We start from the raw sequence: 7,457 nt of genomic DNA, 5'->3' as shown, positions 1-7,457 counted from the left end.
GACGCCCTCGCCGACGCGACCCGCTTCGCCGCCCGGGTGGGCGCGGCGGCCGTCCGCCGGCCCGGGGCGCAGAGCTCGTACCCGACCCCGGGCGATCTGCCGCCCGCGCCGTGACCCCGCGGGCCGCGGGGAGCCCGGGTCAGCGGTGCGCGTCGTGCGGGCGGAGCCGGTAGAGCGCCTCGGCGACGTCGTGCACGTCCGCGCCGAGATCGAACCCGCTGAACAGGTGCAGGCCGGTCGCGGTCTCGATCTCCAGGATCCGGGTGTGCAGGAGCAGGCGGCGCCGCTCGTCCACCCGGATCGCGGTCACCTCCGCCCAGGGGACGCGCCGGTGGCCCGCGTAGCCCGCGACCACCGTCACGCCCTCGCGGTCGGCGGCCACCCGGACCGGGGCGAGCAGGTCGCGGAGCGCGAGCGCGGCCAGCCCGGCGGCGGCGACGCCCGCCAGCAGCAGCCGCTGCACGTCCCCGGTGCTCGCCGCGGCGAGCACCGCGACCACCACCGCCGCGGCGCACTTGGCCACGACCTGCTTGACGGGGACGCGCCAGCGGGCGCTCGTCCCGGTGTCCTCGGCCATGACGCCACCGTAACGGCTGGCGCCCCAGGGACGGGTAGAGGGTTGTATCCCCATCAGGGCCGGTCTGCCCAATCTTCGTCCATCTCGTTCCGGTAGCGTCATCGCATGCGACTCGGTGTGCTGGACGTGGGCTCCAATACCGTGCACCTCCTGGTGGTGGACGCCCACCAGGGGGCACGGCCCCTCCCCGCGTTCTCCCACAAGGCGGAGCTGCGGCTCGCCGCCCACCTGGAGGACGGCGACCGCCTCTCCGAGGAGGGCGAGGTCCTGCTCCGGGCCTTCGTGGACGAGGCCCTGCAGATCGCCGAGGACAAGGGCGTGGAGGACCTGGTGGCGTTCGCGACGTCCGCCGTCCGGGACGCCTCCAACGGCGAGGAGATCCTGCAGCGCATCAGGACCGAGACGCAGGTCGACATCCGCGCCCTGTCCGGGGAGGACGAGGCGCGGCTGACCTTCCTCGCCGTCCGCCGCTGGTTCGGCTGGTCGTCGGGGCGGCTGCTGGTCGTGGACATCGGCGGCGGGTCGCTGGAGATCGCCATCGGCATCGACGAGGAGCCCGACGCGGCGTTCTCGGTGCCGCTCGGCGCGGGCCGGCTCACCCGCGACTGGTTCGGCTCGGACCGGCCGACCCCGGACGAGGTGCGCAAGCTGCGCCGGCACGTCCGCGCCGAGATCGCCCGGCACGTCGGCGAGGTGGCCCGGTACGGGGCGCCCGACCACGCCGTCGCCACGTCCAAGACCTTCAAGCAGCTCGCGCGCATCGGCGGCGCCGCGCCGTCGGTCGATGGACCGTACCAGCGGCGCGTGCTGCGCGGCGCCGACCTGACCGGATGGGCCGAGAGGCTGGCGCGGATGCCGCCGGGCGAGCGGGCGGCGCTGCCCGGGGTGTCCGAGCGGCGGGCGCCGCAGCTGCCCGCCGGCGCGATCGTGGCCGACGCGGCGATGGACCTGTTCGGGCTGGCCGAGCTGGAGGTCTGCCCGTGGGCCCTGCGGGAGGGCGTGATCCTGCGCCGGCTCGACTCGATCACCGGCTGACCCGCCCGGCCGCGCCCGCCCCCTGAACGCCGGCCGAACGCCGCACGGCCGCCGGCCGGGCGGCGGGCCTGTTGACAGCGGGAATCCCGATCACGCACGGTTGGGGAGTGTCAGGATGAGATTTGTCCGGATCCGGCCGAATTTGGGGTGACCTGCTGAAACGCGCTCCGGCGCGGTGGCCAGGGGTGGCCTGATAACGCGATATGTCTTTACTTACCCCGAGGTGTCGGCATAGGGAGTGGAGGCGGGCGGCCCACACCCCAGGGGGTAATACATGACGGGCGCGAACAGGTGGTCCTCGCTGCCGTGCGGGCGGTGGAGCAAGTACGTCGTGCTGGGGATCTGGCTCGTGGTCCTCGCCGTCGCGGCGCCGATGGCCGGCAAGCTGACCGGCGCGCAGAGCAACGAGGCGTCGTCCTGGCTGCCGAAGAACGCCGAGGCCACCCGGGTGGTCAAGGAGTCCAAGCGGTTCACGCCCGCCGACACCTACCCCGCGGTGATCGTCTACGACCGGGGCGGCGCCCCGGTGACGGCCGCCGACCAGGCCAAGGCCGCCGCGGACGTGCCCGCGCTCAAGACCGTCCAGGGCGACCCCAAGGGCGACAAGCCGCCGCGCGTGCTCGCCGACAGCGTGCAGGGCCCCGTCCTCGCCAAGGACGGCCGCGCCATCCAGACGATCGTCAACGTGAAGGTGGGCAACGACGGCTGGGACCTGCTCGGCCCGGCGGTCAAGGACTACCGCGACATCGCCCGCAAGGGCGACTCCGGGCTGAAGGCGCACCTCACCGGCCCCGCCGGGTACGCCGGGGACTTCAGCATCGTCTTCTCCGGATTCGACAAGACCCTGCTGCTGGTCACCGCCGCCATCGTCATCGCGATCCTGCTCGTCACCTACCGCAGCCCGATCCTGTGGCTCGCGCCGCTGCTGTGCGTCGGCGTCGCGCTGATGGGGTCCGAGGCCGTCGTCTACCTGCTGGCCGAGCACGCCGGGCTCACCGTGAACGGGCAGGCGGCGTTCATCCTCACCGTCCTGGTCTTCGGCGCCGGGACGGACTACGCCCTGCTGCTGATCGCCCGCTATCGGGAGGAACTGCGGCGGCACCGCGACCGGCACGAGGCGATGGCGATCGCGCTGCACCGCGCCGGCCCCGCGATCCTCGCCAGCGGCTCGACCGTGGCGCTCAGCATGCTGTGCCTGCTGCTGGCCACCCTGAACTCCACCAAGAGCATGGGGCCGGTCATGGCCATCGGCGTCGCGGTCGCGCTGGCCGCGATGCTCACCCTGCTGCCCGCCCTCCTGGTGATCTGCGGGCGCTGGGTGTTCTGGCCCCGGCGCCCCCGCTTCGGCTCCGACGAGCCGACCGAGCGGGGCGCGTGGGCGCGGGTCGGCGCGAAGGTGGCCGTCCGCCCGCGCCTGACCTGGATCGTCACCGCGGTGGTCCTCGGCGCGCTCTCGTTCGGGCTTTTCGGCCTCAAGACGGGATCGCTGCCGAGCAAGGACGCCTTCAGCTCCGGCAAACCCGACTCGGTCACCGGGGAGGCCGTGCTGGTGAAGCACTTCCCGGCCGGCAGCGGGTCGCCCGTCCAGATCATCACCAACGACGGCACGCAGGACGCCGTCCGCGCCGCGCTGGCGTCCGTGCCCGCCATCACCGACGTCAAGCCCGCCGGCACGAACCCCGGGCGCCCCGTGGACGGCCGGGTCTACCTGGAGGGGACCCTCAACGCCCCGCCGGACGCCGAGCAGGGCTTCGACGCCGTCAAGGACGCCCGCGGCGCCGCGCACGGCGTGCCCGGCGCGAAGGCCGAGGTCGGCGGCGCCTCGGCGGTCACCCTCGACGTCAGCGACGCCTCGCACCACGACCAGAACGTCGTCATCCCCGTCGTGCTGGTCGTGGTGCTGCTGATCCTGGCCGCGCTGCTGCGGGCGCTCGTCGCGCCGCTGATCCTCGTGGCGACGGTCGTGCTGTCGTTCGCGGCGGCGCTCGGGGTCAGCGCCCTGATGTTCGACCACGTGTTCGGGTTCGCGTCCGCGGACCCGTCCTTCCCGCTGTGGGCGTTCGTGTTCCTCGTCGCCCTCGGCACCGACTACAACATCTTCCTGATGACGCGCGTCCACGAGGAGGCGCGCCGGCACGGGACCTGGCGGGGCGCGCTGATCGGGCTCGCCGCGACCGGCGGCGTCATCACCTCGGCGGGCGCGGTGCTCGCCGGGACGTTCGCCGCCCTCGGCTCGCTGCCGCTGGTGTTCGTCACCGAACTCGGCTTCACCGTCGCCTTCGGCGTGCTGCTGGACACCTTCGTCGTCCGGTCGGTGCTGGTCACCGCGCTCAACCTCGACCTCGGCCGGCACCTGTGGTGGCCGAGCGCGCTGTCGCGGGCCACCGGCCCCGCCGAGGCGGGCGAGACCACGCCCGCCCCGGTCGGCCGGGGCGACTGACCGGCCGTCCCCGGCCGCCCGGCCGGGCTACGACCAGTTCGGGTGGCCGAGGACGTGACCGGACGGGCTGACGGCGCGGTCGCCCGTGCCGTCGGCCCGGACCGCGCGGATCTGCGGCGTCCCCACCGCGCCGCGCACGTAGCAGATCCACTGGCCGTCCTTGGACCAGGCGGGGTCCATGTCGTGATCGGACGAGGCCGTCACCCGGTGCGCGCCGGAGCCATCGGCCCGCATCACCCAGATCTCGCTCTCGGTGGACGCCCCCCGCGTATAGGCGATCATCGAGCCGTCCCGCGTCCACGCCGGGTCCACGGCGCGGACGCCGTCCCGGCTGAGCCTCGTCCAGGGGGCCGACGGGCGGTCCGGGTCGAGCGTGTACAGCTGCTCGGCGCCGTCGCGCCTGCTCCAGAACACCAGCCCCTTGGAGGACCACATCGGGTCGTCCTTGGCCGAGCCGTCCGTGGTGAGCTGGGTGACCTTGTGGTCGTCGAGGGTGATCGCGTAGAGCTGCGGGGTGTCGCCCTGCTTGCCGACGTAGGCCAGCCTCGTCCCGTCGGGCGACCAGGTCACCCGCCCGCCCGCCAGCTTGTCGGTGACCATCGTCAGGCCGCTGCCATCGGCGTTGACCACCAACGCCGCCGCCGACCCCGGCCCCGTCCGGGTGAAGGCGACCCGCCTGCCGTCCGGCGACCGGACGGGCAGGATGTCGCACTGCGAGCCGCGCACCAGCGTGACGGGCGCCGCGGCCCCCGGCTTGTAGGTGCCGATGTCGCCGTGACACGACCTCGGCCATCCGGGCTCGGTGTCGATCCGGACCAGCAGGGGGTCGGCCGGGAAGGCGGCGGGTCCCGCCGGCGCGGCGGAGTTGTGCGCCTTCTCGCCCTCCGGGCGGGCGAACAGGTACGCGCCCCCGGCGGCGAGCAGCACCGCCACCGCCACCGCCGCCGCGGCCACCAGCACCGGGCGCCGGTTCCGCGCCGCCGGAGCGCCGGACGGCACGCCCGGCGGCGCGCCCGAGGGCGCACCGGGCAGTACGCCCGGCGGTGTTCCCAAGGGCGTTCCCGACGGGACGGTCCGCGGCAGCTCGACCGGTGGGCCGGGCGGGGGAAGCGGCGTCCCGGCGGCGGGGTCGGTGCGTCGCTCGAAGGGCGGCTCGGTGACCTGCCCCGGTCGCCCCTGCCCCTGACCCGGGTTCGGCGGGGCGGGCCGAGGCGTCCACGCGCGGTCCGGCGCCGCCCCCGGATACGGCGGAGCGACGGGAGCCGCACCGGCGGGCGCTCCCGAAGGAGGCCCCGAAGAAGGCGCGGGCGGGGACGGCGCCGGGGGCGGAGCCGCGACCGGGCCGGGGGAGGGCGGTCCCGTGGGAGCGCCCGCGGGCGCTCCCGGGGAGAGCACCGTCGGCGCGGCGGACGGGGGCGGGGGCGCCCACGACGCGCCGAGCGTGGTGTTGACGGCGGCCTCACCGCCGCCGCCGACCAGCGCGAGCAGCAGGTCGCGGGCCGAGGGGCGCTGCTCGGGGTCCTTGCGCAGGCACGCGCGGACGAGCCCGTCGAGCGTGCCGGGCAGCGAGCCCAGCTCGGGCTCGGCGTGCACGGCCCGCGCCGCCATGATCTGGAACGAGCCCTGCCCGAACGGGTTGCGGCCGTTGGCGGCGAAGGCCACCAGGCAGCCCCAGGCGAACAGGTCCACCGCCGGGGTGACCCGCTGGCTGGTGATCTGCTCGGGGGCGATCCAGCCGGGGGTGCCGACGAGCTGACCGGTACGGGTGTGCGCGCTGGCCGCGTCCAGCGCGCGGGCGATGCCGAAGTCGATCACGCGCGGGCCGGAGATGGACAGCAGCACGTTGCTCGGCTTCAGGTCGCGGTGCACCAGCCCCGCGCTGTGGATGGCGACCAGCGCGGCGGCCACCCCCACCGCGACGCCGTGCAGCATCCCGGGCGACAGCGCGCCCTTCTCGGCCACGTGCTGGAGCAGCGACGGGCCGTCGATGTACTCGGTGATCATGTAGGCGAGCCCGAGGTCCTCGCCGTGTTCGAGGACCTGCGCGGTGCAGAACGAGGCGACGCGCTCGGCGTTGGCGGCCTCGTCGTGGAAGCGGGCGAGGAAGGTGCGGTCGCCCGCCAGCTCCGCGCGCACCACCTTCACCGCCACCTGGCGCCCGTCGGCGTCGCGGCCGAGATAGACCGCGCCCATCCCGCCCTCGCCGATCTTGGCCTCGATCCGGTACCGGCCGACGCGGGTGGGGTCGTCCGGGCGCAGCTCGCCCGGCGAGGGGGCTCCCGGGTGCGATCGCGGGCTTTCCATCGGCGATCCCTTCGCCCCGGCGGGGCCGGGTCGCGGACGGCCGCCCCGCGGCGGCACCCGGCCCTGCGACCCCGCGGATTCCGCCCCCACGATGGCAGAGGTCGGGGGGGCGCGGCCAGACCTCCGACAAGGTCAACGGTTCCCCAAGTCCCTCTCGGTGGTCGGCAAAGCCCTCGGGCGTCCCCCTCGGGGCGTCCATTCCGCGCGGACGGCGGGCATACCCTGGCCGCCCAAGCGATCGGCCAAGAGGACGCCACGCGATCGCCAAAGAGAAGACCGCGCGGCTCGGTAGGGGAACCCGTTGATCAACCCGTGGACCCGGGGCGCGGCCTCACCCCCGGCGGCCCTGTGCGCCGCGTTCCTGACCGCCGCGTCCCTCCTCGTCGGCTGTTCCGGCGCCGCCGGGCGCGGCGAACGGCCGGCCGGCGACGCCACCGCCGTCCGCACGGTCGACCCCGCCGCGATCCCCGGGCTGACCGCCGTCGTGCGCGCCGAGCCCGCCGGGGCCCGCCACCTGTACGCCTCCTATCCGCGCGTTCCCGGCGCCGACGCGCTGACCCGCCGGCTCGCCGCGGCCGTCGAGGAGCAGGTCCGCCCGTTCGCCGCCCGCACCGAGAGCGCCGCCGAGCCGCCGGGCGGCGGCGTCCCGGAGCTGAACGTGCGCTGGTCGCTGACCGGCGCGTCCCGCCAGGTGGTCGGGGTGCGGCTGGTGACCTGGCAGTTCCTCGGCGCCTCCGGCGGCGAGTCGCGGCGGACGCTCTGGTACGACGGCCGCACGCGGACCGCGCACGACTCGGCCGACCTGCTCGACGGCCGGGCCGGGCTGGCGGGGCTGGCCGCGCGGGTCCGCGAGCGGCTGGCGTCCCGGGCCGATCCGGCGCTGGTGCGCGCCGAACCGCGGTCCTTTCCCTCGCTGGTCTTCAACGAGGCCGGGGACATGGTGGTGGAGTTCAGCGACTTCACCGTGGCGCCCGGGTCGACGGGCCGCGTCGCGGTCGCGCTCGGCCGCCAGGTGTACGACCCGCTGCTGTCGGCGTTCGGGCGCCGCGCGCGGGACGCGGCGCTGGAGACCGCCCGGCCGCGCCCGCCGCCGTCCTCGAC

4 protein-coding genes and 1 pseudogene are annotated in these 7,457 nt (G+C 75.5%); 3 read left to right on the top strand and 2 right to left on the bottom strand.

The annotated features are described in order from the left end of the window. Nucleotides 1-139: 139 nt before the first annotated feature. Nucleotides 140-577 carry a PH domain-containing protein gene (locus tag E1291_RS36790; protein ID WP_207401135.1) on the bottom strand — a complete coding sequence of 146 codons (438 nt, stop codon included), beginning with the start codon at nucleotides 575-577 and terminating at the stop codon, nucleotides 140-142. A gap of 105 nt (nucleotides 578-682) precedes the next feature. On the opposite strand from E1291_RS36790, the gene E1291_RS36785 reads away from it, so the two are divergent. Together E1291_RS36785 and E1291_RS36780 are read left to right on the top strand one after the other, a co-directional pair. Beyond that, nucleotides 683-1,612, top strand: coding sequence for a Ppx/GppA family phosphatase (locus tag E1291_RS36785; RefSeq protein ID WP_131742670.1), 930 nt, complete (start codon nucleotides 683-685; stop codon nucleotides 1,610-1,612). 274 nt (nucleotides 1,613-1,886) lie between these two features. Continuing rightward, nucleotides 1,887-4,052: an MMPL family transporter gene (locus E1291_RS36780; protein ID WP_131742669.1), complete on the top strand. Its 2,166-nt coding sequence runs from the start codon at nucleotides 1,887-1,889 to the stop codon at nucleotides 4,050-4,052. Between the two features lie 27 nt (nucleotides 4,053-4,079). On the opposite strand, the gene E1291_RS44810 is transcribed toward E1291_RS36780, so the two are convergent. Then, nucleotides 4,080-6,356 (bottom strand): protein kinase domain-containing protein, encoded by a 2,277-nt coding sequence (locus E1291_RS44810; protein ID WP_131742668.1) that lies wholly within the window; start codon nucleotides 6,354-6,356, stop codon nucleotides 4,080-4,082. A gap of 301 nt (nucleotides 6,357-6,657) precedes the next feature. Here E1291_RS44810 and E1291_RS36770 point away from each other — a divergent pair. Next, nucleotides 6,658-7,457: pseudogene (locus tag E1291_RS36770) on the top strand (hypothetical protein); the annotation flags it as partial.

It is taken from the genome of Actinomadura roseirufa, from assembly GCF_900659635.1.
Classification (GTDB): Bacteria; Actinomycetota; Actinomycetes; order Streptosporangiales; family Streptosporangiaceae; genus Spirillospora; species Spirillospora roseirufa.
This window is presented reverse-complemented; position numbering and strand designations above follow the sequence as displayed.

Coding starts and splice junctions, on each gene's coding strand:
- E1291_RS36790 (WP_207401135.1), bottom strand. CDS start 577: ATGGCCGAGGACACCGGGACGAGCGCCCGCTGGCGCGTCCCCGTCAAG.
- E1291_RS36785 (WP_131742670.1), top strand. CDS start 683: ATGCGACTCGGTGTGCTGGACGTGGGCTCCAATACCGTGCACCTCCTG.
- E1291_RS36780 (WP_131742669.1), top strand. CDS start 1,887: ATGACGGGCGCGAACAGGTGGTCCTCGCTGCCGTGCGGGCGGTGGAGC.
- E1291_RS44810 (WP_131742668.1), bottom strand. CDS start 6,356: ATGGAAAGCCCGCGATCGCACCCGGGAGCCCCCTCGCCGGGCGAGCTG.